Genomic DNA, 24,780 nt, shown 5'->3' with positions numbered 1-24,780 from the left:
CAGAATCGTCCCGGCTCACTCCGCCGCATCCTTCTGCTTGTCGCTGGCCGCCTCCGGCTCCGGCTTCTCCTCCATCCAGTGCGAAAGCCGGTTGGAGAAGCGGTCGAGGTAGAGATAGACGATGGGGGTCGTGAACAGCGTCAGCGCCTGGCTCACCAGGAGGCCGCCGACCATGGCATAGCCGAGCGGCTGGCGGATCTCGGCGCCGGTGCCGGTTCCGAGCATCAGCGGAACGCCGCCCAGCAGCGCCGCCATCGTCGTCATCATGATCGGACGGAAGCGCAGCAGCGCAGCCTGGCGGATCGACTGCTCCGGCGTCAGATGCTGCTCGCGCTCGGCGGCGATGGCGAAGTCCACCATCATGATGCCGTTCTTCTTGACGATGCCGATCAGCAGAATGACCCCGATCAGGGCGATGAGGCTGAAGTCGAAGCCGAAGATCATCAGGATCGCGATCGCGCCGACGCCTGCCGACGGCAGCGTGGACAGGATGGTCAGCGGGTGGATATAGCTCTCGTAGAGCACACCCAGCACGAGGTACACGACGACGAGCGCGGCAAGGATCAGCATCGGCACGGTGCCGAGCGATTGCTGGAACGCCTGCGCGGTGCCCTGGAAGCTCGTCGATAGCGTCGGCGGCGCGCCCATTGTGCCGACCGCGCGCAGCACGGCATCGGTGGCCTGTCCCAGCGCCACACCCTCGGCAAGGTTGAAGCTGATCGTCACCGCCGGAAACTGACCCTGATGTGCGATCGCGAGTGGCCGAACCGGCACGTTGGTCCAGTTGCAGATCACCGAGAGCGGCACCTGGTCTCCGGTCAGCGGCGATTTGATATGGAGCTTCTCGAGCGTCTCGAGTTGGCCCTGCAGCGCCGGCGTGATCTCGAGCACCACGTGGTAGCTGTTGGTCTGGGTGAAATACTGCGCGACCTGACGCTGGCCGAAGGCGTCGTAGAGCGTGTCGTCGATCAACTGAGGCTGGATGCCGTAGCGTGCGGCAGTGTCGCGGTTGATCGTGAGCTGCAGCGTCGTGCCCTCGGTCTGCTGGTCGGTGGCGACGTCGCGCAGTTGCGGCAGGGCTTTCATGCCCGCCAGGATCTTCGGGGCCCACTCGTTCAGCTCGGTGAGATTGGCGTCCTGCAGCGTGAACTCGAACTGTGTGCGGGTGGCGCGCCCGCCGAGGCGCACGTCCTGCGAGGCCTGCATATAGAGGCGTGCGCCCTCGACCTCGGCGAGTTTTGGCCGTAGCCGCGCGATGATCGCTTGCGCGCTGGCGTCGCGCTCTCCGATCGGCTTCAGCGTGATATACATGCGTCCCGAATTCAGCGCGGTGCCGCCGCCGCCGATGAACATCGCGATGGAATCGACGGCGGGATCGGCCTGCACGATGGCGTTGAGTTCCTCCTGCCGGCGCTTCATCTCGGTGAAGGAGATGTCCTGGGGCATCTCGGACACCGCGCTGAGGAAGCCGTTGTCCTGCTGCGGGAAGAAGCCCTTCGGGATCAGGATGAACAGCAACGCCGACAGCGCGACGGTGCCGAAGAAGACGCACAGCGTGACGAAGCTGTGTTTCAGCGCGAGGTCCAGCCCGCGCTCGTAGGCGCCGAGCAGGCGCTCGAACATCCGCTCGCTCCACTGGTAGAAGCGGCCGTGCCGCGCCTCGTGGTCGGCGCGCAGGAAGCGCGAGGCCATCATCGGCGTCAGGGTCAGCGACACCACGAGCGAGACGAAGATCGCCATCGACAGCGTCACCGCGAACTCGCGGAACAGTCGGCCGATGATGCCGCCCATCAGCAGCAGCGGGATCAGCACGGCGACCAGCGAGATGCTGATCGAGACGATGGTGAAGCCGATCTCGGCCGCCCCCTTGTACGCGGCGGTGACCGGGTCTTCGCCCTGCTCGACATAGCGCGTGATGTTCTCCAGCATCACGATGGCGTCGTCGACCACGAAGCCAACCGCGATGGTCAGAGCCATCAGCGAGAGATTGTCCAGCGAATAGCCAAACACCCACATCAGCGAGCAGGCCCCCAACAGCGCCAGCGGAACCGTGATGCTCGGGATGATCGTGGCCCAGAAGCTGCGCAGGAAGATGAAGATCACCATCACCACGAGCGCGATGGTGATCATGAGCGTGATCTGCACGTCGTCGACCGCGGCGCGGATGGTGATGGTGCGGTCGCTGATGATCTTGATCTTGATCGCGGGCGGGATTGCCGCGATCAGCCGGGGCAGCTTCGCCTTGATGCGGTCGACTGTCTCGATGACGTTGGCGCCGGGTTGCTTGAAGATGACCAGGAACACGCCGCGCTTGCCGTCGGCCCAGGCCGCGGTCTTCATGTCCTCCGGTCCGGACACGGCCTCGCCGATGTCGCGGATACGTAAAGGGGCGCCGTTGCGATAGGCGACGATGACGTCCCTCCAGTACGGGGCCTCGAGCAGCTGGTCGTTGGCGTAGATGGTGTAGGAGCGGCGCGGGCCGTCGATGTTGCCCTTCGGGCTGTCCGCGGTCGCGATCGCGATCTGGCTGCGCACGTCCTCCAGCGACAATCCCTTGGCGACGAGCTTGGCCGGATCGATCTGAATGCGCACCGAAGGTTTCTGCTGCCCGCCGACGAACACCTGCGCAACGCCTGGGATCTGGCTGATCTGCTGGGCGAGCTGGGCATCCGTGCGGTCGCTGACGGTGGTCAACGGCAGCGTATCGGAGGTCGCCGACAGGATCATGATCGGCGAGTCCGCCGGGTTGACCTTGCGATAAGTCGGCGGCGAGGGCAGGTTCTTCGGCAACTGTCCGCTCGCCGCGTTGATCGCGGCCTGCACGTCGTTGGCGGCGGCATCGATCAGGCGGTTGAGATCGAACTGGATGGTGATCGACGCCGAGCCCAGTGAACTCGTCGAGGTCATCTGCGTGATGCCGGGGATCTGCGCGAGCTGGCGCTCGAGCGGCTGCGCCACGGAAGAGGCCATGGTCTCGGGACTGCCGCCCGGAAGCGATGCGGAGACCTGGATGGTCGGAAAGTCGACCTGGGGCAGCGGTGCAACCGGCAGCAGCGGATAGGCCACGAGGCCTACGAACAGGATGCCCGCCATCAGCAGGGAGGTGCCGATCGGATAGCGGATGAACGGAGACGAGAAGCTCTCTTGCATGCCCTGAGACCACAGACTGGCCAGCGCATCTTCTCCCCGCTCACGGCGGAGCCGCGCCCGAGAGCCCGAGCGCGAATGTGCGTTTCCTTCAGCCCATTTGCTTGTTGATTGCCCTGGAACGTCGTCGGTCCGGGGCCGGCGTTGTGATCGAAAGACTAGTCCGTTCGCTCCGGCCTGCGAACGGATTCCTGCGCCGGATGCTTGCGACCTTTGTCGAAGGAGAGCTGCAGCGAGTTATGCGTTCTGCGCAGGCTGAATACGGAGTGCTTTCCCGCGTTCGCATCGTTGCGGCGCTGTGTCTCATCCGTTTCGCCGTGTTTCACAAGCGGGAGAGGTATGAACAGGAACAATCGCTTCTTCCGCGCCGTTGTGCCATATCGAAATGGCATAACGCGTGCCGTTGCCACCGATTCGAGGAAATGTCCGATGCGCCTGCCTCTCCTGACCCTCACCGCGATTGCCACGCTGTTCGTGGCGGCAGATGCCGACGCCCAGACCTATGATCCGCGCTATCCGGTGTGCATGCACGTCTACACGCCCGGCGGCCGGGGCGGTGGCGACTATTACGATTGCTCGTTCACCTCGATCCCGCAGTGCCGGGCCACGGCGTCGGGCCGCGCCGCAAGCTGCGACGTCAACCCCTATTACGCCTTTGACGAACCGCCGCCGCCCCCGCGCAAGCGTCACAAGAAGGTGCAGTAGTTGTTCGCGATGTGGATGGAACGTTTTTTGATGCACCGCTCATTCGCTCTGATCGCATTCGCCGGTGCATTGCTCACGGCCGCGCCCTCGCATGCGCAGACCTTCGATCCCAGCTTTCCCGTCTGCATGCACGTCTACTCAGGCGCGAACGGTGGCGGCGGGGAGTGGTACGATTGCTCCTTCACGTCGCTGCCGCAGTGCCGCGCCACGGCGTCAGGCCGCTCGGCGAGCTGTGACGTCAATCCGTATTATCCTGTCAACGTTGCGCCGCCGCGCCCACGTTACAGGCGAGGCGGCTAGCGCCTATCGCTCGTTCGGAGTCCGGTCCGACGGAGCATGCAGGACTAGGTGCCGTGGGGCGCCGCCGCGGCGAAGATCGCGTCGGTCAATTGCCAGGTCATCTTGTCCGTGGTCCAGTCGCTGGCGTGCAGCCTCGTGTCATCGCCCGGGTCGACCAGACGGTCGAACGAGATCCTTGCGACCTCGTGCCAGCCCTTCATCAGCGCGAAGCGGCGGAAGACGTTGACCTGTTTCTCGTGCGCGATCTGGCTGATCGCCTCGACCATGGCGTCCGCTTTGTTGCGCTTGGCCGGTGTCAGCACCGCAGGCACATATTGAAGGTCCATCAGGATCACGTCGATCCGCTTCGCGCCGAGCAGTTGGTCGACACCCTCACGGATGGCCTTCGTGGTGTCCGCGAACGAGGGACCGTCGGCTTGCCACACCGAATTGGTGCCGACCTGCCAGATGACGAGATCGGGATTGAGATCGAAGACGTCGTGCTCGAACCGCTTCAGCTCCAAAGGAGCGTCTTCGCCGCCGACGCCCCGGTTGATCACCTCGATTCCGACATTTGGAAATTTGATCCGAAGATCCGCCAGCAGCCGCTGCGGATATGGCGCGATGCCTCCTTCGCCCGCCGTGGTGGACGAGCCGATCGCAACCACCCTGGCCTGCCCACCCTTCACGCGTTTGGCGAAATTCTCCAGGCGCTGCTCGAACGGCGTGGCCTGGACCGGAAACTCTGACGGATCTAGAGCCACGGGACGCCTCCCTTTCGTAGCCCTGACAACGCAGGGTAGAAAAGCATAGCCCGTTTACCAGGGAGCGCCTAGCCTCGCCGGATCGCTACCCTTTCCTGGTCCCCGACAACTCGATCACCTTGCGCCAGCGGTCGGTCTCCGCCGTCAACATGCTGCCGAACTCGCCCGCGTCGGATGGCCAGAGTTAATCACGTACTAACCTGGCTTTACCTTGTCTCTTAACACCTGGGCAGGGCGTGCGAGCTAAGCTTGGGGAAACAGCAGATACGTTCGGAAAGAATGAACGGCATGACCACCGGCGTCATCGAGCAACCAAAAGTCGCGCGCGCACCTTCGGCTTCAAAGATCTGGCTGAAGGCGATCGAGCTCACCGCGCGCATCGAGACGCTGCCGGGCCGGCTGTTCGCCGACGTCGTCGACGATTGGGCGCAGCGTCAGCCCGCTCGCACCGCGCTGGTCGCGGATGAGACAACCATCGACTACGCAGGCCTCTCGACGCGCATCAACCGCTATGCGCGCTGGGCGCGCTCGGTCGGCGTGGCCAGGGGGGACACCGTTGCGCTGATCATGCCGAACGGCATCGACTATGTTGCCGCGTGGCTCGGCATCAGCCGGGTCGGCGGCGTGGTCGCGCTGATCAACACCAGGCTCGTCGGCCAGTCGCTCGCGCATTGCGTCGATGTCGCCAGGCCGTCGCATGTCATCGTCGCGCACGAGGTCATGGAAGCGTTGGACGGCGCGTCGCCGCACCTGAAGACAGAAGCAAAAGTCTGGACCCATGGCGATGCTCGCAGCGAGCGCGCGATCGACGTCGCACTTGCCGCGCACGAGGACGGGCCGCTTTCCCCGGACGAGCATGGCGACGTCACGATCAACGACCGCGCCCTGCTGATCTACACTTCCGGGACCACCGGCCTGCCGAAGGCGGCGAGCATCAGCCACCGCCGCATCCTCAACTGGGGCTTCTGGTTCGCCGGCCTCACCGGCGCCACCCCGCAGGACCGGCTCTATGATTGCCTGCCGCTGTTCCACTCGGTCGGCGGCATTGTCGCCCCGTGCAGCATGCTCGCCGCCGGTGGTTCGGTGGTGATCGCGGACAAATTCTCGGCCTCGAACTTCTGGCCCGACATCGTGCGACACGATTGCACGCTGTTCCAGTACATCGGCGAGCTCTGCCGCTATCTGCTCAAGGCACCACCGTCCGAATACGAGAACCGTCACCGCCTGCGGCTCGTCTGCGGCAACGGCCTGCGCGGCGACATCTGGGAGGATTTCCAGAACCGCTTCGCCATTCCGCGCATCCTCGAATTCTATGCGGCGACGGAAGGCAATTTCTCACTGTTCAACGTCGAGGGGCAGCCGGGGGCGATTGGCCGCGTTCCGCCGCTGCTCGCGCATCGCTTTCCGGCGGGGCTCGTCAAGCTCGATCCTGACAGCGGTGCACCCTTTCGCAACGAAGAGGGCTTTTGCATTGCCTGCGCCAGGGGCGAGGCCGGCGAAGCCATCGGCCGCATCGGCACCGCAGACGAAGGCGGCGGCCGCTTCGAGGGCTATACCGAGGCCGGCGAGACCGAGAAGAAAATCCTGCGCGACGTCTTCGCCAAGGGCGATGCCTGGTTCCGCACCGGCGATCTGATGCGGCTCGACGACAAGGGCTTCTTCCATTTCGTCGACCGCATCGGCGACACCTTTCGCTGGAAGGGTGAGAACGTCGCGACATCGGAGGTCAACGACGCCGTGCGCGATTTCACCGGCGTGATCGATGCCACCACCTATGGCGTCAGCATCCCCGGCACCGATGGCCGCGCCGGCATGAGCGCCATCGTCGTCAACGAGGGGTTTGATATCGAAGCGCTGCCCGTCCATCTGGCGCAGCGCTTGCCGGTTTACGCCCGCCCAGTCTTCATCCGTATCTCGCGCGAGCTCGATGCGACCGAGACGTTCAAGCAGAAGAAGGGCGAACTGGCCCGGGAGGGATTTGACCCGGCCGCGATCAACGATCCGCTGTTCATGCTCGACCCGAAATCCGGCGGCTACATCGCCTTGGACGCGGACGTGTACGCAGGGATCATCGATGGCGCGATCAGGCTCTAGCCGCACGAAAATCCGCCAGATAGGTCCAGTTTTATCTGAATTGTCCAAGAAGCCATTTACTTCTGTCGGGTAAACAACACGGGCCTTGGGGAGGCGGTCATCAAGAGCCGCCGCAACACGAACCATCAATAACAAGAGCGAGCCAGCCATGTCGGTAAGGTCTAAGGTCATCGAAGCGATCCAGCAGATCGCCAAGGAGCAGCACGTCACGCTTCCCGCACTCTCGGACGATCTGTCCCTGCACGAGACGGGTTTCGATTCCCTCGCCTTCGCGATTCTGGTGGCGCGCCTCGAGGACGAGACCGGCGTCGATCCCTTCACCATTTCCGAGGACGCAGCGTTCCCCGCCACCGTGGGCGATTTCGTGCGGGCCTACGAAAATGTCCCCGCGTGAGATCTTCGCGCTTCGCGACTATCTGAGCCCGGAGCTCAAGGGCCGCACGATCTCCGATGCTCGTCATGTGGTGTCGCTGACGGACGTGCTGGGGCATACGGTTCTGGGCGGCCGCCTGCGTGAGCTGGCGGGCCGCTCTGTCCTGCTGAAGCTATCGGACCAACTCAGATCGGGCCTCGCCATGATCGAGCTCGACGGTGTCGCCCGGCGCATGCTGCTGTGCCCGCCTGATCTCAACCCTGACCATCTCGACGCGCTGATCGCGGATGCCCAGATCGATGCTGTTGTCACTGACGAGCCTGCGCTGTGGGCGGACAAGGCCATCGCGCTGGTTGTCACAGCACAGTTTCCACTCGCCGCAACGGCGCCCGCCAAGACCGAACGCGCCACGGAATGGCTGATGCTCACGTCCGGCACGTCGGGCGTACCAAAAATCGCCGGCCATACGCTGGAAGCACTGACGGGCGCCATCGTCGCCGACGGCCCTGCGCGCGGGCCTGCGCCGGTCTGGGCGACATTCTACGACATTCGCCGCTATGGCGGCCTGCAGATCTTCCTGCGCGCGGTTCTCTCCGGCGGCTCGATGGTGCTGTCCGATCCGCATGAAGCACTCGGCGACCACGTCGCGCGGCTGAACGCGCGGGGCGTCTCCCATATCTCCGGCACGCCATCGCACTGGCGCAAGCTCTTGATGAGCGGCTCGGCTGCACAGTTCGCGCCGGGATACGTCCGTCTGTCCGGCGAGATCGCCGACCAGGCGGTGCTCGACGGCCTGAAGGCCGCGTTCCCCAATTCCTCCGTCGGTCACGCCTATGCCTCGACCGAGGCAGGTGTCGGCTTCGCCGTCAATGACGGGCTGGAGGGCTTCCCGGCCGATTATCTCGGCAACCGCAACGGCGTCGAGATGAAGGTCGTGGATGGCTCGCTGCGCATCCGCTCGACGCGCACGGCGCATGCCTACATCGGCCGCAATGCGGCGGCGCTGACCGATGACGACGGGTTCGTCGACAGCGGCGACATCGTCGAGTTGCGCGGCGACCGCTATTATTTCGTCGGCCGCCGCGGCGGCATCATCAATATCGGCGGGCTGAAGGTTCATCCCGAGGAGATCGAGGCGGTCATCAATCGCCATGCCGACGTGCGGATGTCGCGGGCGAAATCGCGCCGCAGCCCGATCACCGGCGGCATCGTCGTCGCCGACGTGATCCTCGCCGACGGCACCGACCAGGCGCGGGTGAAGGAGATCCGCGACCAGATCCTGGATCAGTGCCGCGCGCAGCTCGCTTCTCACAAGGTGCCGGCGGTGATCCGTTTCGTCGAGGCACTCGACGTCACCCCGGCCGGCAAACTGGCGCGCACCGATGCATAACGTCCTCGTCACCGGCGGCAGCCGCGGCATCGGCCTTGCGATCGGCAAGCGGCTGGCTGATGCCGGCTATAACGTGATTGCGGCGGCACGGCGCGAGAGCGACGAGCTCAGGGCGGCGATCGGCCTCTCCGAAGGGCGCCTGCATTTCCGCGCCTGCGACCTCGCCGTGATCGACGCGATCCCGGCGTTCGCGAAGCTTATCCGCGACGAGTTCGGCCCGATCTACGGCCTCGTCAACAATGCCGGCCTCGGCACCGAAGGCCTGCTCGCCACCATGCACAATTCCGAGATCGAGGCGCTGGTGCAGCTCAACGTGCTGTCGCCAATCATCCTCACCAAATATGTCGCGCGCCAGATGATGGCGGACGGCGCCGGCCGCATCATCAACATCTCCTCGATCATCGCGACCACGGGCTATAACGGCCTCTCCGTCTACGGCGCGACCAAGGCCGCCGCAACCGGCTTCACCCGCTCGCTCGCGCGCGAAGTCGGCAAGCTCGGCATCACCGTGAACGCGATCGCGCCGGGTTTCATCGACACCGAGCTGACCCACAATCTCTCCGACGAAGGACGCAAGCGCATCGCCGGCCGCAGCGCGCTGCGTCGCCTGCCGGAGACCGACGATGTCGCGCGAATGGTGGAGTACCTGCTGGACGAGGGCGGCCGCAACGTCACCGGCACCGTGTTCACGATCGATGCGGGGAATACGGCGTAAGCGGAACTCCGCCGCCACAATTGAGTTGATCCGGCGCAATGACATCGAGCCGGATTTGGTCGTAAGATGCCCCGCAATCGATTGGGTTACGTCAATCGATCTGCCCCAATCGACAGGGAGCAGCCCATGGCCACGTCAAGCGCGACCGCTTCAAATCACGCCCGGACCGAGGAGCCTCACGCGACGCCGGACGATGTCCATTGCCCCCCGATGACGCATCAGAATTCCGGCGGACACGGCCATGAAATGCATCCGCAGCAATTCGTGCGCCTGGTCGGCTGCCACGATGTGTCTCTCGATGCCCTGCGCAAGCGCGAGGACGAAAAGCTGCATTAGGCGTTCACGTCCGTTGCTTCGGCAGGTCAATCCGTTCGTGTGAAAATTCCGGCGGCCCTTCGGTCAGGCGGCGGATGCGGCGTTCGCGCTCGTCCGTGGGCAATGTGGGGTCGAGCAGCCGCTCGATCTCGTGCACGGCCAGCGCCTCGATCCTGGTGGCGTCGGATGCGACCAGCTGGGCCGACGTGAATGCCGGGGCGCGACCTTCAGGCCCAGTTCGCACAGCCTGCAGATCGCAGCCGAACGCGACAGGTGATGAGCTTCAGCCCAGGCGTCGACGGCCGCGGTCAGTGCTTCCGGCATCCTCTCCGCGCTGAGCGGATCGACCCCCATGCGCCGGTGCACCGGAACGGTCGAGTCCTTGTTGCCGAAGTCGGGCACTTCGATCATCCCATGTAATCTCTGGAGATGCCCGACCATAGCCGCTCTTCCGGCCGGCTGTTTGACGTCGATCAATGACGGACTGCGGCATTTGCAGTGCGGCGCGATCTTGTTGTCCGGGTGCATTTCGGCCAATGATCGGGAATCGAAAGAGGGGCGCCGGCCGGCGAACCCGGATCGATCCCGCTTCGTATCTTCCTCGGACGCGCTTCCCAACCATCCGGCATCACCCGATGACATCAGGCGAATCCTTCTACGGCGGCATTCCCGTCTTCCGCGGCTTCACCAGCCTGATGGAGCCCGCGCTCTATGCGCCGCTGCCGGATGATTGGAGCATCGGCGTCGCCGATATCGTCGATTCCACCAAGGCGATCGCGGCACAGCGCTACAAGGCGGTCAACATGGCCGGCGCCGCCGTGATCGCGGCGGTGACGAACGCATTGGAGGGGCGCGAATTCCCCTTCGTGTTCGGCGGCGACGGCGCGAGCTTTGCGGTCGCGCCGTCCGATCTGGAGGCCGCCCGCGAGGCGCTGGCTGCGACGGCGACCTGGGTGCGGGAAGATCTCGATCTGAAGATGCGTGTCGCGCTGGTGCCGGCGAGTGCGATCCGCGCGCAAGGGCTCGACGTACGCGTCGCGCGCTTCGGTCCGTCGGCCAATTTGTCCTATGCGATGTTTTCCGGCGGCGGGCTCGCCTGGGCCGACGCCGCCATGAAGCGCGGCGAGTTCGCGGTCGCCGAGGCGCCGGCGGGCACGCAGCCCGATCTTTCCGGCCTGTCCTGCCGCTTCGAGGTGATGCCGACCGCGCGCGGCCTGATCCTGTCGGTGCTGGTGATGCCGGCGCGCGGTGCCGATCCGCATGCCTTCCGCAAGGTGATCGAGGACATCATCCATCTCGTGGAGCGCAGCCCTGATGGCGGCCGCCCGGTGCCGCCGCAGGGGCCGCCGCTGAAATGGCCGCCGCAGGGGCTGGAATTCGAAGCCCGCACCAAACGCGGCGGTCCGCTGGTCGCGCGCCGCGCCCGCGTGCTGGCCTACACGCTGTTCGTCTATCTGATCATGCGTTTCGACCTCAACGTCGGCGGCTTCGTGCCAAACATCTATAAGCGCCAGGTGGTTGAGAATTCAGACTTCCGCAAATATGACGACGGCCTGCGTATGATCCTCGACTGCACCCCGCAGCTCGAGCGCGCGCTGAGCGACCGTCTCGCGGCTGCGGCGCGCGACGGCATCGTGCGCTACGGCCTCTACCAGCAGGACGCCGCGATGATGACCTGTTTCACGCCGTCGGCCCTGCGCAGCGACCACGTCCATTTCATCGACGGCGCGCGCGGCGGCTACGCGTCGGCGGCAACGGCATTGAAGGCGATGATGGCCTAACGCCGCTCTCGTGCCCCGGACGCAGCGCAGCACTCCCGGCGATGCGAAGCATCGTCCGGTGTGATGCGCTGCAGAGCCGGGACCCAGGAAAGTGTGGGTCCTGGCTCTGCGAAGCAGCGCTTTGCGCTGCAGCGCGTCCGGGACACGAGAGAGGGTTACCGTCCCGCGCGCATCCAGGTCTCGCCGCCGCAGAGCGCGCCGACGCAACCTTCGACCCGCAGCGAATCCGCACCAGTCACGGAGACGTTGCTCGCATAGGTGCTGCCGTCATCGGCATTGTAGATCTGGCCCGACCATTTGTTCGGCCCTGAGGGCTCCATGCCGCTGAACAGCGGCAGGCCGATCATCGCGCGTTTGGCGAGCGCGGGATTGGGATTCTTGCTGTCGGTCGCAGGCTGGCCGGTCGCGGTGTCATAGGGCTCGCGCAGCCAGACGATATGGCCGCAGATGCCGCCGCCGCATTTGCTGATCTTGACGCGCGCATCGCCGGCCTGCGTCAGCCAGGTCCCATCGGCGCTCTGCGCGTGGGCGGCAGTCGCACCAAACACTGCGGTCAGGATGACGGAAAGGATGGCGAATCTGCCGAACATGGAAAGTGCCCCCGAAAATGGAGGCGCCTCCATAGCAGTCCGGCAGGATAGTGCAACGCTGGATGGAATCACATTCCTGCGTTTATCCGCCCGCGTTCATTTGTCTGCGCTCATTTGCCCCAGCGGGCGAAGGCGACCGAGGCTGCGGTCGAAAGCCCGAACACGACCATGGCGCCGCCGACCAGTGCGAACAACGTCCAGGCCGGCGCCTGCGCCGTCATCAGGCCGACGCCGCCGATCGCGACGATCAGCAGTCGCGCCGTGGAGGCCAGCACCGGACCGCCGACGCGCGCCGCGCCCTGCGAGGAGAAGTACAGCGACACGCCCATGCCGAAGAACGCGAAGGCCGGCCCCGCCCAGTGGAAATAGCTGTGCGCTGCCGCGCTGACGCCGGGATCCCCGGTGAAGAGCGATACCCACAACGCCGGATCAAGCGCGATGACGAGGCCGATCAGGCCGACGGTCAATCCCGAAGCCGCGGCCGCGGTCCAGGCGACACGTCGGGCGCGTTTCAAATGTCCGGCGCCCATCGCCATGCCGACCATCGGCACCGAGGCGATGCCGAAGGCGAAGGTGATGGGGATCAGCAGGATTCGAGCCGCGAGCCGATGCCGTAGCCGGCCAGCATCTCGGTGCCGAAGGTCGCGAGGATTTTTGTGAAGATCAGAATCGTGAGCACGGTCTGGAGCGGCGACAGGCAGGCGACCGCGCCGACCTTGAGGATGTCCAGGAACATCGCGCGTTCGAAATGGAAGGCGCGGACCTTCAGCGGCAGCCGGCTGCGGCCGGACAGGAGATACCAGAGGAAGAAGATCGCCGCGCAGGTGAAGGCGATCAGCTGGCCGGCGGCGACACCGGGCATGCCGAATTGCTTCACGCCGAACAGGCCGAGCCCCAGCGTGCCGCCGAGCACGATCTGGAGCGCGCTCGCTCCGATCAGAATCATCGAAGGCAGGCGCATGTCGCCGGTGCCGCGGATCACCGAGGCCAGCGTGTTGACGAGCCAGATCGCGACCGCGCCGGAGAACAGCATTTGCGAATAGCCGCTGGCTTCCTCGAGCACGCGCTCGCGTCCGCCGAGCAGCGTGAAGAAGCTGCGGCCGAAAGCGAGCATCATCACCGTGAAGAACAGTCCGCCGCAGAGGCCGATGATGGCGGCATGCAGCGCCAGCGTCGCGGCGCGGTCACGATCGCCGGCGCCGAGCGCGCGGCTGATCGCGGACGAAACGCCGCCGCCCATCGCGCCCGCGCTCATCATCTGCGTCAGCATCGCGAACGGAAACACCAGCGCGATCGCCGCCAGCGGAATGGTGCCGAGCCGGCCGATATAGGAGGTCTCGGCAATCGCAACCAGCGTGCTGCCGACCATCGCGATCATGTTGGGGATCGCAAGCCGCAGCAGTGTCGGCAGGATCGGCGCCGTCAGCAGGCTCGCAATGGGGGAAGCGACCGGTGCACGTGGCGGCGCGGCGTCTGCGGAGGCGTCGATCGTCATGTTCACCGGGCGGAATATTGGATGACGATCGACATATTACAGGGCGTGGCTCTCCGGCGCCAGTCCTCCCCTCACGCAGGGCTCACCAGGGCAGGCCGCATAGGTCGATGGTGCCCAGCGTCGGCGCGCGGACGATGTTGAAGACGTACGGCGCCAAGTAGTCGAAGCGGATCCGACCCTCCGGTTGCTCGCAATAGACCTCGCCCTTGAACGGGAGCCAGCTGCGGGCTTCGTAGAACGCAAAATTGTTCGGTTCGGAGAACAGCAGCCCGAAACGGACCGCCTCGTTGGCGCGCATGGTGTGGATGGCTGCGTCGATCGCCATGGTCGCGTAGCCGCGACCGCGCCGGTCCTCGCGCGTGCAGACCCCGCCGATGCCGCCGACATGGACCTTCTGCCCGTTCCAGGTGACGGTGCGGAAATAGATGCCGACATGGCAGACGAGGCCGTCCTCGGGCGTCTCGATCAGCACGCGAAGGTCGGCATTGGCCCATTTGACATGGGCCCAGGACGGTTTCTCGGCGGCGTCACGTCCCCAGACCGCGCTGAGCAGGGGCTGTGCGATCCGCCACGAGGCGTCGCCGTTCAAAATGTCGATCTCGATGCTCATTGCTTTCTCTTTCGCATCTCCGCGCCGTGGTGCGTTCGTTCTGCCATAAGCGCCTCAAAGGCAATGATATTTTACGGCCTGTCGAAGCCCGCCCCACGATGCGTCGATTTTATGCAATCCGGCCAATCGGCCGCATCACGCAATTTCGCAAATTGGCGGTATTTAACGACGGTGGAACCTTCTATAAGACTCCCCGTTAAGCCAGTTCCCCATCAGTCGCGGACAACAACCCATGACCTTTACGCTGCCCCCACTCCCTTACGCCTATGACGCCCTCGGCCAGTTCATGTCGAAGGAGACGCTGGAATTCCACCACGACAAGCATCATCAGGCCTACGTCACCAACGGCAACAACGCGCTTAAGGGCACCGAATGGGAAGGCAAGTCCCTTGAGGAGATCGTCAAGGGCTCGTTCGGCAAGAACCCGGCCGTGTTCAACAACGCCGGCCAGCACTACAATCACATCCACTTCTGGAGCTGGATGAAGCCCAATGGCGGCGGCACCAAGCTGCCGGGCAAGCTCGAGAAGAAGATCAACGAGGACCTCGGCGGCTTCGAGAAGTTCAAGACCGACTTCCAGGCGGCCGGCGTCGGCCAGTTCGGCTCCGGCTGGGCCTGGCTCCAGGTCAAGAACGGCAAGCTCGAGATCTCCAAGACCCCCAACGGCGAGAATCCGCTGGTGCACGGCGCCACTCCGATCCTCGGCGTGGACGTCTGGGAGCACTCCTACTACATCGACTATCGCAACCGCCGTCCGGACTATCTGAAGGCGTTCGTCGAGAACCTTGTGAACTGGGAATACGTCGAGTCCCTGTACGACAAGGCGTAAGCCTTCTTGGTCATTCCGGGGCGGCGCGTCAGCGCCGAGCCCGGAATCCATCGGGCGTCAGTCCGTGTGGACAAATGGATTCCGGGCTCGCGCTCCGCGCGCCCCGGAATGACAGATCGGAAAAAGGCGGTCGCATGCGCGGCCGCCTTTTTGCTGTGCGGAATTCAGCTGCTTCGCATGGGCCTGCGCGAGGTGCGCATCGCTTCCCGTCATCGTACTGTTTGCATCGCATGGGCGGCGCCCTTAATCAGGATGGGCATCACCCTCGAGCCCACCGAGCCCGTTGTCAGAGCCTTCCCCGAACAATCCTGCGCCTGCCGAGGACGCGGAGTCCGAGCCGCGGCCGGGGCGCGTGCGCAAGCCGATCGGCTGGTCGACCGTCATCATCGCGGCGCTGGTGGCGGTGAGCGCGGGCCTGGTCTGGCGGCGTGATGGCACAGATGGTGTCCTGGAGATTCTCACGCACGACCTCTCGCTGTTCGGCGGCATCCTGCCGCGCGTGCTGGCGGGCTGCCTGCTCGGGGCCTTCATCTCCGAGATCCTGCCGCACGAAAAAGTCTCGCGCTCGCTCGGGCCGAAATCCGGCCTGATGGGCCTTTTGATCGGCACCGCCTTCGGCGCGATCCTGCCGGGCGGACCCTTCACCGCCTATCCCGTGGCGAGCGCGCTGCTCGCTGTCGGCGCCGATTTCGGCGCCACCATCGCCATGGTCGTGAGCTGGACCCTGATCGGCTACGGCCGCGCGGTGGCCTGGGAGATCCCGATCATGGGCACCGACTTCACGCTGTGGCGGATCCTGATCTCGCTGCCGCTGCCGGTGCTCGCCGGCGCGCTCGGCCGCTTCGTCTATGTCCGGATCTATCCGCAGCCGGCCGCGAAGGACGACGAGAATTGAGCGCCGCGCTTCTGATCGACATCCTGTTGTGGGGCTCGGTGTTCGGCGTCGGCCTGATCGCCTTCCGCCGCGGCCCACCGGTGTTCAAGGCCTCGCTCCGCGAAGGCTCGATGGACTTCGTCAACATCGTGCCGCGCATCGCGCTCGGGGTGATCGGCTCCGGCTACATCGCCGCCATCATCCCGCAGGAGGTGATCACCGGCTGGCTCGGGCCGGACAGCGGCTGGCTCGGGGTTGCGACCGCCGTGGTCGCCGGTGCCGCCACGCCCGGCGGACCGGTGATCGGCTTCTCCATCGGCACGGTGGCGCTGAAGTCGGGCGGTGGGGTGCCGCAGGTGGTCGCCTATGTCGTCGCCTGGGCCCTGTTCGCCTTCCAGCGGGTGATTTTGTGGGAAATACCGTTCATGCCGGCCCGGTTCGTCTGGTTCCGCTGCGCCGTCTCGGTGCCGTTCCCGTTCGTCGCCGCCGCCATCGCGATGGTGATCGGCAAGCCCTGAGCCGGCCGTGGACAGAGGTAATGTTATAATATAACGTCCCCGACATGGTTCCCGCCGCGTCCCACGCCCATCACCACGACCACGTTCATGACCATTCTCATGACCACGCGCATTCGCATGGGCACGACCACACCCATGCCCACGTCCATGATGCGGCCTCGCCCCATCCGGCCCAGGACGCGCCCTGGTCGATCCTGCGCATGACCTTGGCTGGCCGCCTCGCGGCCGCGCTTGCCGTCTGCGCCGTGCTCTGGGGCGTGGTCTTCCTGGCGATGAGGTGACCATGGCGGCGGCACTGCACTTTCACAACGTCACACTCGGCTATGACCGCCACCCGGCCGTGCATCATCTCAACGGCGAGGTCGCAGCTGGCGCGCTGGTCGCTGTGATCGGCCCGAACGGCGCCGGCAAGTCGACGCTGTTGCGCGGCATCGTCGGCATCCTCCGGCCGCTCGACGGCAGCATCCATCTCGGCGGGCTCGACTCCCGCGATATCGCCTATCTGCCGCAGAGCGCGGAGATCGACCGCAGCTTCCCGATCTCGGTGTTCGACTTCGTCGGCACCGGGCTGTGGCGCGACGCGGGCTTGTTCGGCGGCATCGGCAAGGCTGCGCGCGAGAAGATCCTGCGCGCGATCGCCTCCGTCGGCCTCAACGGCTTCGAGAACCGCCCTATCGGCACGCTCTCCGGCGGCCAGATGCAGCGCATCTTGTTCGCGCGCGTGCTGCTCCAGGACGCACGCCTGATCGTGCTCGACGAGCCCTTCAACGCCATCGACAGCAAGACCACGGCCGATCTGCTTGCGCTGGTAAAGCACTGGCACGGCGAAGGCCGCACCGTGCTCGCCGCGCTGCACGACATGGAAATGGTGCGCAACCATTTCACCGAAACGCTGGTGCTGGCGCGCGGCCCCGTGGCCTGGGGACCGACGGCGGAGGTGCTGACGCCGGAAAACCTGCTGGTCGCGATGCGGATGTGCGAGGCTTTTGACGATAGTGCCACGGCTTGCGCCGAGGACGGACACTCGCGGGCGGCGTGATCGCAGATGGTCTATGACGCGCTGATCGGCCCGTTCACCGAATTCGAGTTCATGCGGCGCGCGCTCGCCGCCGTGATCGCGCTGTCGCTGGCTGGCGCGCCGATCGGCGTGTTCCTGATGCTGCGGCGGATGAGCCTCGTCGGCGATGCCATGGCGCATGCGATCCTGCCCGGCGCGGCCGTCGGCTTCCTGCTGTCGGGCCTCAATCTGTTCGCGATGACCGCCGGTGGCCTGGTCGCCGGCTTTGCAGTGGCGATTCTCGCCGGCGTTGTCGCGCGCTCGACCGGGCTCAAGGAGGACGCCTCGCTTGCGACCTTCTATCTGGCCTCGCTGGCGCTGGGCGTCACCATCGTCTCGATCAAGGGCACCAATATCGACCTCTTGCACGTGCTGTTCGGCAACATTCTCGCGATGGACGACCAGACCCTGCTGGTGGTCGCCTTCAACGCCACGGTGACGCTGCTGGTGCTCGCGGTGATCTATCGCCCGCTGGTGATCGAGAGCGTCGATCCCCTGTTCCTGCGCACCGTCAGCCGTGCCGGCGGCCCCGCGCATCTCGCCTTCCTCGCGCTGGTCGTGATCAATCTCGTCAACGGCTTTCAGGCGCTCGGCACGCTGCTCGCGGTGGGCCTGATGATCCTGCCGGCGGGCATTGCCCGGTTCTGGTCGCGCGATCTCACGGTGATGATCTGCATCGCCGTCGTCGCTGCCGCCGTCTCGGGCTATGCCGGCCTCGTGCTGTCGTTTCAGACCCGCGTGCCGTCGGGCCCTGCAATCATCCTCGTGGCGACCGTGCTGTATATTGTCTCCGTCCTGTTCGGCCGCGTCGGTGGCGTCGTCCGGCAGATGTTTCCCGGCCGGCATCTGGAAGCGTGACGATGCGGCGCCTCCTGCTTTGTGTTCTCCTGCTGATCGCCTCGCCGCTGCATGCGGCCGAGCGGCTCAACGTCGTCGCGAGCTTCTCGATCCTCGGCGATTTCGTCCGGAACGTTGGGGGTGATCGAGTCAACGTCACGACGCTGGTCGGCCCCGACAGCGACGTCCACGTCTACACGCCCGCGCCAAGCGATGCGAAGCGGATTGCGGATGCAAAGCTCGTCATCGTCAACGGGCTCGGCCTCGAAGGCTGGCTGCCGCGTCTGGTGCAGTCCGCAGGAAGCAAGGCGCAGGTGGTCACCGTGAGTGCCGGCATCGCACCGCTGAAGCTCGGCTCGGCCGCGGATCCGCATGCCTGGCAGTCCGTCCCGAACGCCAAGATCTACGTGAGCGACATCGCCAATGCGCTGGCCGCGGCCGACCCTGACGACGCCGAGTTCTTCCGCGCCCGGGCAAAGGCCTATCTGGACAAGCTCGAAGCGCTCGACCGCGAGGTGCGGGAGGCCGTGGCGAAAATCCCGCTGGGCCGGCGCAAGGTGATCTCCACCCACGACGCCTTCGGCTATTTCGCCGCCGAATATGGTGTCCAGTTCGTGGCCCCCTTGGGGGTCTCCACGGAGACCGAGCCCAGCGCGCGGGACATCGCCGCCATCATCGGCCAGATCAAGGCCCAAAAAATCCCGGCCGTGTTCCTGGAAAACATCAGTGATGACCGCCTGATCCGGCGGATCGCGGCCGAGACCGGGGCCAAGGTCGGCGGGACCCTGATTTCGGACGGTTTGACCGGCGAAAAGGGGCCTGCACCCACTTACATTGATATGGTCAGGCACAATATAAAGGCCCTGACCAGCGCGCTTGACCACTAGGGCAGGGGGCCACCCCGCCGTGCGTCGCGCGGAAAAGCCCGACCCGGAGTTGTTATGTCTGAAGCGTCCCCAAAAATTCCCGTGACCGTGCTGACCGGCTATCTCGGCGCCGGCAAGACCACGCTGTTGAACCGCATCCTGTCGGAAAACCACGGCAAGAAATACGCCGTCATCGTCAACGAATTCGGCGAGATCGGCATCGACAACGACCTCATCATCGGCGCCGATGAGGAAGTGTTCGAGATGAACAACGGCTGCATCTGCTGCACCGTGCGCGGCGACCTCGTGCGCATCATGGACGGCCTGATGAAGCGCAAGGGCAAGTTCGACGCCATCATCGTCGAGACCACCGGCCTTGCCGATCCGGCGCCGGTCGCCCAGACCTTCTTCGTCGACGAGGACGTGCAGAAGAACGCGCGGCTCGATGCCGTCGTCACGGTCGCCGACGCCAAATGGCTGTCCGACCGGCTCAAGGACGCGCCCGAGGCCAAGAACCAGATCGCGTTCGCCGACGTCATCGTGCTGAACAAGACGGATCTCGTCACCAAGCCGGAACTTGCCGAGGTCGAGGCCCGCATCCGCGCCATCAACCCCTATGCCAAGCTGCATCGCACCGAGCGCTGCTCGGTCGCCCTGGCGGACGTGCTCGACCGCGGCGCCTTCGACCTCGACCGCATCCTCGACATCGAGCCGGATTTCCTGGAGGCCGATGATCATGACCACGACCATGATCACCACCATCACGGCCACGACCATCACCACCATGATCACGGCCACGGTCTGAAGCACTATCACGACGAGGACATGCAATCGCTGTCGCTAAAGACCGACAAGCCGCTCGATCCGAACGTGTTCATGCCCTGGCTCCAGAACCTGGTGCAGGTGGAGGGCGGCAAGATCCTGCGCTCCAAGGGCATCCTCGCCTTCCACGACGACGATGACCGCTATGTCTTCCAGGGCGTCCACATGATGCTGGAGGGCAACCACCAGCGGAAGTGGAAGGACGGCGAGCCGCGCGAGAGCCGACTCGTCTTCATCGGCCGCGAATTGCCGGAAAAGGCCATTCGCGAGGGTTTTGAGAGCTGCATCGTCTCGTGATGAAAGAGTTTACGCCGGCCCCCGATTCCGCCTCGATCGTCTCCGTCACCGATCGCGTCAAGCCTGTTGCGCTCGGCATGGGCGTGACCTCGGTGTATTTCCTCGGGCCCCGCGCCGCCTTCGTCGGTGGCGAGGAGAATGTCGCGTTCGTCGACGCCAAGGGCGAGATCACGACGGTCGCCGTGCATAGCGGCGGCATTCTGTCGACCGCCTCCGACGGCAAGCGCCTCATCATGGGCGGCGACGACGGCAAGGTCGTGTCGCTCGACACCAAGGGTGAGGTGACGCTGCTCGCCACCGACCCCAAGCGGCGCTGGATCGACGCGGTGGCGCTGCATCCCGACGGTGCCTATGCCTGGTCGGCCGGCAAGACGGCCACCGTCAAGAGCGGCAAGGCCGAGGAGAAGTCGCTCGAGGTGCCCTCGACCGTCGGCGGCCTCGCCTTCGCGCCGAAGGGCTTGCGGCTCGCGATCGCGCACTACAACGGCGCGACGCTGTGGTTTCCGAACATGGAAGGATCGGCCGAATTCCTGCCATGGGCCGGCTCCCATCTCGGCGTCACCTTCAGCCCGGACAACAAGTTCCTGGTCACCACGATGCACGAGGCTGCGCTGCACGGCTGGCGGCTTGCCGACAACAGGCACATGCGCATGACCGGCTATCCCGGCCGCGTCCGTTCGATGTCCTGGAGCGCGGGCGGCAAAGGGTTGGCGACTTCGGGTGCCGACACAGTCATCGTCTGGCCGTTCGGCAGCAAGGACGGCCCGATGGGCAAGGAGCCCGCGATGCTCGCGCCGCTGCAGGCGCGCGTGTCGGTGGTCGCGTGTCATCCCAAGAACGACATCCTCGCCGCCGGCTACAGCGACGGCACCGTGCTGATGGTGCGTCTGGAAGACGGTGCGGAGATCCTGGTCCGTCGCAATGGCACGCCCCCGGTCGCCGCGATTGCCTGGAACGCCAAGGGTACGCTGCTGGCCTTTGCCGACGAGAACGGCGACGGCGGATTGCTGGAGCTATGAGGCCGACCATCCACAGCCTCTCCCCGTTATGTTATTTTTGTTATCGTGTAACATAACCGACAAGCAGCCTCTGTAGGGTCGCAGATGTAGAGCGCACGGCGTGCAATTTCGAATTGCCGCCGCGTGATCGATTGCGCCTAGCGGCCGGCCTGTCCGGCGCTGGTGTGCAATTCGATTCCTCGCATCAACACGCGCCATCGCAGGGAATTCAGATGCCCGTCATCTCCGATCTTCCGACCATCACCAGCATCACAGCGACCGATCCGACCCAGACCGACGCCGGAACGGTGCACTATACCGTCACCTTCTCGAAGCCTGTTCTTGGCGTCACGATCGACCAGTTCAGTCTTGCAACGAGTGGCGGCATCGGTGGCGCAGGCATCACCGATGTGACGCCGGTCGCCGGCAGCAACCTTTCGAGCTATACTGTCACGGTGAATACCGGATCCGGATCCGGCTCGGTGGCGCTCCAGTTCACGGGAAGCAACGTCCACGATACCAATGGTTACTATGTCGGACCGTACCAATCCGAATCGAAGTTGAACGTAAGCAGCCCGGCGTCCTTCGCGATCGGCGACGTCAACGGAGACGGGAAGCTGGACGTTGTGATGGGGACATCCTTTTTCGTCAGCATGAACTACGTCAGCGTGGCGCTGAACGACGGGACCGGTCACTTTTCCTCAGCCTCGAGCACCTCGAGCCCGGGCATATTGCCCTTGCTGGCGCTTGCCGATCTGAATGGCGACGGCAAGTTGGACATCGCACAGGTCAGCGCCGACGGTGCCGTGAATGTTCGTTTCGGCAACGGTAACGGCACGTTCGGGGCCGACACGAGCTATTCCACTGGCCGCGCCTATCAAGCACCAAAAGTGATCGACGTGACCGGCGATGGCGTGCTCGACATCGTCATCGGCAGCACGGTCCTGCCAGGAAATGGCAACGGTACGTTTGGGACTGCCATCAGCACGAATCTCGGCGTGAACTCCATCGCCTATGGTGACTTCAATGGAGACGGCAAGCTCGACCTCGTGACGAGGAATTCGTCCAATTTGGCAATAGCGCTGAGCTTCGGCAATGGTGACGGCACGTTCCAAGCTCCGTCGTCCCCGGTCGGGACGGCGACATCTGTCCTCACGGGCGATTTCAACGGTGACGGCAAGCTCGACATGGCGGCCGTCAGCAGCGCCACAATCTCGATCCTGCTTGGCAACGGCGACGGCACTTTCACCTCGTCCGGGACGACTCTTCAGGCGGCGGGTACGATCGGCTCCGGCGCGGTCGCCGACATCAACGGCGATGGCAAGGCGGATCTCGTTGTCGTCGCTTCCAACAACACGCTCTCGACCTTCTACGGTCACGGCGACGGCACGTTCGGGCAAGTGAGGGTCTCGCCGCTCGACAAGACCGCCGGGCAGATCGGCGTCGGTGACCTGAATGGCGACGGCAAGGCCGACGTTCTGGTCGGATATCAATTCGGCACCAATCCTTTCACTCAAAGTTCGGGCGCCGATATCCTCCTGACCGGTTCATCGAATGAGACCGGACCGGCGTACACGATCGTGCGGACGTCACCGGCGCTGACCATCACCGACGGGGACGTCACCCTCGGCGCCGACGGCAACAACTACATCAACGCGGCGCATTTCCACGGCGGGGCGACGACGCTGGCCGGCACCGGCAATGCAGGCGACACCATCGCGGTCACCGATGCCCAGACTCACGCGGTCGTCGGCACGACCACGGTTGGCCAGGACGGCACGTGGAGCCTCGGCGTGTCCGGCCTACAGGACGGCACCACTTACAGCTATGTCGCGGCTGCGACCGACTCCCAGGGCAACAGCACCGTCGGCCCGGCGTTCACCTTCACAGTCGATGCGACTGCATCGCTCGGGATCACGGGCATCAATTTGTCTGCAGACTCGTCACTGTCAGACCCGAAGATCACCCTGCAGGGAACGACCGACGCGGCGGCGCAGGTGACCGTCTCGGTCGGAGGGACCGACGTGATCGTCTCCAGCGCGACCGGATCGTGGCAGTTCAACAGCCAGGTCGTGCCGTACGGATTGACGACGATCGCGGCTAAATTCTCGGATGCCGCAGGCAATGTCGGCGCCTCGCCGACCTATACGCTCATCAGGGGCGGCTATACGCTTGTCTCCAGCACGCAGATCGCCAACGCGGTGGTTGTGAACAGTTTCTTCACCGTGGATTTCAACGCCGCGGAAACCGGCGCGATCGTGCTCTCCGGCGCGGGCGAAATCGTCCGCGGAACCTCGACCGGGGCAACGATATACAATGGTGGGAGCCAAGGGCTCGAATACGGCACGGCGTCCGGGACCCTGGTGCAGGCTGGCGGTACTCAACTCGTGAGCTTCCAGGGGACCGCCAAGGACACGGTGCTTTATGGCACGCAAACGGTCGGCAACACGGCGATCCACACGACGATCAAGGCGGGCGGACTTCAGAACGTCTACGTCAACGGCAGCGCCTACGGCACCGTCATCGAGGCTCTTGGCACCCAAAGCACGGCCGGCGCTGACCACGATGCGATCGTCTTCGGCACGCAATATGTGACGGGCAGCAGCGCGAATGCCACGATCGGCTCGGGTGGCAATCAATACGACTACGGCACGGCAACCGGTGCGCTGGTCCAGAGCGGCGGCGCCCAGCACGTCTATCAGGGCGGCAGCGCCAGCGGCACCACCGTTGCTGCGGGCGGCTATCAGGACGTCTACCAGGCGACGGTCACCAACACCGTGCTCGACGGCAATCAGCAGGTGCTCGGCAACGGCCACGCTGCCGGCACCGTCATCAATGCCGGCGGGCGGCAATATGTCGGCTCCGGTGGCGCGACCACGGGCACGACGATCGCAGCCGGCGGCTTCCAGTACGTGGACGCCGGTGCCACCGACGGCAGCGCGACGATCAATGGCGGCTATCAGTTCGTCGCAGGTGCTGCGACCGCAACGACCGTCAGCGGCGGCGGCGAGCAGGATGTGGGAGCGGGCGGCAACGTCTCGAACGCGCATCTGGATGGCGGCAGCGAGCATGTCTACGCCGGCGGCCTGCTCCAGAATGTCGATTTCGGCGGCTCCGACGGCGCAGCGCTGGTGCTGGACACGCCGGCGGGCCTGGCCGGCTCGATCGCCAATTTCGGCGCCGATGATCACATCGACTTCCGCAACACCGTGATCAGCAGCGTCGATGTCGACGGCGCGAACAATCTGACGGTCACGACCGACGGCGGCCAGAGCTACTCCTGGGCTCTGCTGGCGCAATACTCGGCCTCGTCCTTCGTGCTCTCGGCCGACGGCAATGGCGGCACCATGCTGAGCTATACGCCACCCCAGCAGACGTTGCTCGCGGCCGCTCACTAAGGCGGAGAAAACAAGACGATCGGGCA

The 24,780-nt window shown here is 65.0% G+C and carries 22 protein-coding genes and 2 pseudogenes; 18 read left to right on the top strand and 6 right to left on the bottom strand.

All coding sequences use genetic code 11. The annotated features are described in order from the left end of the window. Positions 1 to 15 precede the first annotated feature (15 nt). The gene (locus ACKWRH_RS39760) at positions 16 to 3,150 is read right to left on the bottom strand and encodes an efflux RND transporter permease subunit (protein WP_445217986.1); all 3,135 of its coding nucleotides are present in this window, start codon (positions 3,148 to 3,150) and stop codon (positions 16 to 18) included. A 426-nt stretch (positions 3,151 to 3,576) separates the two neighbouring features. On the opposite strand from ACKWRH_RS39760, the gene ACKWRH_RS39755 reads away from it, so the two are divergent. Then, positions 3,577 to 3,852: a DUF3551 domain-containing protein gene (locus ACKWRH_RS39755; RefSeq protein ID WP_445217985.1), complete on the top strand. Its 276-nt coding sequence runs from the start codon at positions 3,577 to 3,579 to the stop codon at positions 3,850 to 3,852. A gap of 30 nt (positions 3,853 to 3,882) precedes the next feature. Then, positions 3,883 to 4,152 (top strand): DUF3551 domain-containing protein, encoded by a 270-nt coding sequence (locus ACKWRH_RS39750; protein WP_445217984.1) that lies wholly within the window; start codon positions 3,883 to 3,885, stop codon positions 4,150 to 4,152. A gap of 44 nt (positions 4,153 to 4,196) precedes the next feature. Here the strand turns inward: ACKWRH_RS39750 and ACKWRH_RS39745 are convergent, their stop codons facing one another. Beyond that, positions 4,197 to 4,895: an SGNH/GDSL hydrolase family protein gene (locus ACKWRH_RS39745; protein WP_445217983.1), complete on the bottom strand. Its 699-nt coding sequence runs from the start codon at positions 4,893 to 4,895 to the stop codon at positions 4,197 to 4,199. Positions 4,896 to 5,174: 279 nt separating this feature from the next. On the opposite strand from ACKWRH_RS39745, the gene ACKWRH_RS39740 reads away from it, so the two are divergent. The 5 genes from ACKWRH_RS39740 (at position 5,175) to ACKWRH_RS39720 (ending at position 9,803) form a co-directional block, all read left to right on the top strand. Beyond that, the gene (locus tag ACKWRH_RS39740) at positions 5,175 to 6,989 is read left to right on the top strand and encodes a long-chain-acyl-CoA synthetase (RefSeq protein ID WP_445217982.1); all 1,815 of its coding nucleotides are present in this window, start codon (positions 5,175 to 5,177) and stop codon (positions 6,987 to 6,989) included. A 148-nt stretch (positions 6,990 to 7,137) separates the two neighbouring features. Then, complete coding sequence (locus ACKWRH_RS39735; RefSeq protein ID WP_015688794.1) at positions 7,138 to 7,383, top strand: acyl carrier protein; 246 nt, start codon at positions 7,138 to 7,140, stop codon at positions 7,381 to 7,383. Beyond that, complete coding sequence (locus ACKWRH_RS39730) at positions 7,370 to 8,752, top strand: class I adenylate-forming enzyme family protein (RefSeq protein ID WP_445217981.1); 1,383 nt, start codon at positions 7,370 to 7,372, stop codon at positions 8,750 to 8,752. Before ACKWRH_RS39735 ends, ACKWRH_RS39730 begins: the two co-directional genes overlap by 14 nt. Then, positions 8,745 to 9,467: an SDR family NAD(P)-dependent oxidoreductase gene (locus tag ACKWRH_RS39725; protein WP_445217980.1), complete on the top strand. Its 723-nt coding sequence runs from the start codon at positions 8,745 to 8,747 to the stop codon at positions 9,465 to 9,467. The genes ACKWRH_RS39730 and ACKWRH_RS39725 overlap by 8 nt, the downstream gene beginning before the upstream one ends. 126 nt (positions 9,468 to 9,593) lie before the next feature. Continuing rightward, the gene (locus tag ACKWRH_RS39720) at positions 9,594 to 9,803 is read left to right on the top strand and encodes a hypothetical protein (RefSeq protein WP_445217979.1); all 210 of its coding nucleotides are present in this window, start codon (positions 9,594 to 9,596) and stop codon (positions 9,801 to 9,803) included. A 4-nt stretch (positions 9,804 to 9,807) separates the two neighbouring features. On the opposite strand, the pseudogene ACKWRH_RS39715 reads toward ACKWRH_RS39720, so the two are convergent. Further along, a pseudogene (locus tag ACKWRH_RS39715) lies at positions 9,808 to 10,193 on the bottom strand (hypothetical protein). Positions 10,194 to 10,417: 224 nt separating this feature from the next. On the opposite strand from ACKWRH_RS39715, the gene ACKWRH_RS39710 reads away from it, so the two are divergent. Then, the gene (locus ACKWRH_RS39710) at positions 10,418 to 11,563 is read left to right on the top strand and encodes a DUF3095 domain-containing protein (protein WP_445217978.1); all 1,146 of its coding nucleotides are present in this window, start codon (positions 10,418 to 10,420) and stop codon (positions 11,561 to 11,563) included. 155 nt (positions 11,564 to 11,718) lie between these two features. Here the strand turns inward: ACKWRH_RS39710 and ACKWRH_RS39705 are convergent, their stop codons facing one another. From ACKWRH_RS39705 to ACKWRH_RS39695, 3 genes and pseudogenes are all read right to left on the bottom strand, one after another. Continuing rightward, a complete protein-coding gene (locus tag ACKWRH_RS39705; RefSeq protein WP_445217977.1) occupies positions 11,719 to 12,153 on the bottom strand; it encodes a DUF2147 domain-containing protein in 435 nt (144 codons plus the stop codon). A 110-nt stretch (positions 12,154 to 12,263) separates the two neighbouring features. Further along, positions 12,264 to 13,648, bottom strand: a pseudogene (locus ACKWRH_RS39700) (MATE family efflux transporter). Between the two features lie 82 nt (positions 13,649 to 13,730). Further along, the gene (locus tag ACKWRH_RS39695) at positions 13,731 to 14,258 is read right to left on the bottom strand and encodes a GNAT family N-acetyltransferase (RefSeq protein ID WP_445217976.1); all 528 of its coding nucleotides are present in this window, start codon (positions 14,256 to 14,258) and stop codon (positions 13,731 to 13,733) included. Between the two features lie 232 nt (positions 14,259 to 14,490). Between ACKWRH_RS39695 and ACKWRH_RS39690 the strand changes: the two genes are divergently transcribed. From ACKWRH_RS39690 to ACKWRH_RS39645, 10 genes are all read left to right on the top strand, one after another. Then, complete coding sequence (locus ACKWRH_RS39690; protein WP_028148125.1) at positions 14,491 to 15,087, top strand: superoxide dismutase; 597 nt, start codon at positions 14,491 to 14,493, stop codon at positions 15,085 to 15,087. Positions 15,088 to 15,370: 283 nt separating this feature from the next. Next, complete coding sequence (locus tag ACKWRH_RS39685) at positions 15,371 to 15,982, top strand: permease (RefSeq protein ID WP_445217975.1); 612 nt, start codon at positions 15,371 to 15,373, stop codon at positions 15,980 to 15,982. Continuing rightward, positions 15,979 to 16,479, top strand: coding sequence for a hypothetical protein (locus tag ACKWRH_RS39680; RefSeq protein ID WP_063686929.1), 501 nt, complete (start codon positions 15,979 to 15,981; stop codon positions 16,477 to 16,479). Before ACKWRH_RS39685 ends, ACKWRH_RS39680 begins: the two co-directional genes overlap by 4 nt. A 44-nt stretch (positions 16,480 to 16,523) precedes the next feature. Then, complete coding sequence (locus ACKWRH_RS39675) at positions 16,524 to 16,760, top strand: hypothetical protein (RefSeq protein ID WP_445217974.1); 237 nt, start codon at positions 16,524 to 16,526, stop codon at positions 16,758 to 16,760. Between the two features lie 2 nt (positions 16,761 to 16,762). Continuing rightward, entirely contained in the window at positions 16,763 to 17,518 is a 756-nt protein-coding gene (locus tag ACKWRH_RS39670) for a metal ABC transporter ATP-binding protein (RefSeq protein ID WP_445217973.1), read from the top strand. 6 nt (positions 17,519 to 17,524) lie between these two features. Continuing rightward, the gene (locus tag ACKWRH_RS39665) at positions 17,525 to 18,394 is read left to right on the top strand and encodes a metal ABC transporter permease (RefSeq protein WP_445217972.1); all 870 of its coding nucleotides are present in this window, start codon (positions 17,525 to 17,527) and stop codon (positions 18,392 to 18,394) included. Positions 18,395 to 18,396: 2 nt separating this feature from the next. Beyond that, positions 18,397 to 19,260, top strand: a complete 864-nt coding sequence (locus ACKWRH_RS39660; RefSeq protein ID WP_445217971.1) for a metal ABC transporter solute-binding protein, Zn/Mn family — start codon at positions 18,397 to 18,399, stop codon at positions 19,258 to 19,260. Positions 19,261 to 19,314: 54 nt separating this feature from the next. Then, positions 19,315 to 20,358 (top strand): CobW family GTP-binding protein, encoded by a 1,044-nt coding sequence (locus ACKWRH_RS39655; protein ID WP_354176638.1) that lies wholly within the window; start codon positions 19,315 to 19,317, stop codon positions 20,356 to 20,358. Beyond that, a complete protein-coding gene (locus ACKWRH_RS39650) occupies positions 20,358 to 21,377 on the top strand; it encodes a WD40 repeat domain-containing protein (protein WP_445217970.1) in 1,020 nt (339 codons plus the stop codon). The genes ACKWRH_RS39655 and ACKWRH_RS39650 overlap by 1 nt, the downstream gene beginning before the upstream one ends. Positions 21,378 to 21,589: 212 nt before the next feature. Further along, complete coding sequence (locus ACKWRH_RS39645) at positions 21,590 to 24,754, top strand: beta strand repeat-containing protein (protein ID WP_445217969.1); 3,165 nt, start codon at positions 21,590 to 21,592, stop codon at positions 24,752 to 24,754. Positions 24,755 to 24,780: the final 26 nt, after the last annotated feature.

This window comes from Bradyrhizobium sp. Pa8, from assembly GCF_052588265.1.
Note: the sequence above shows the minus strand (reverse complement) of the source record. Positions and strands in the feature narration are given on the sequence as shown.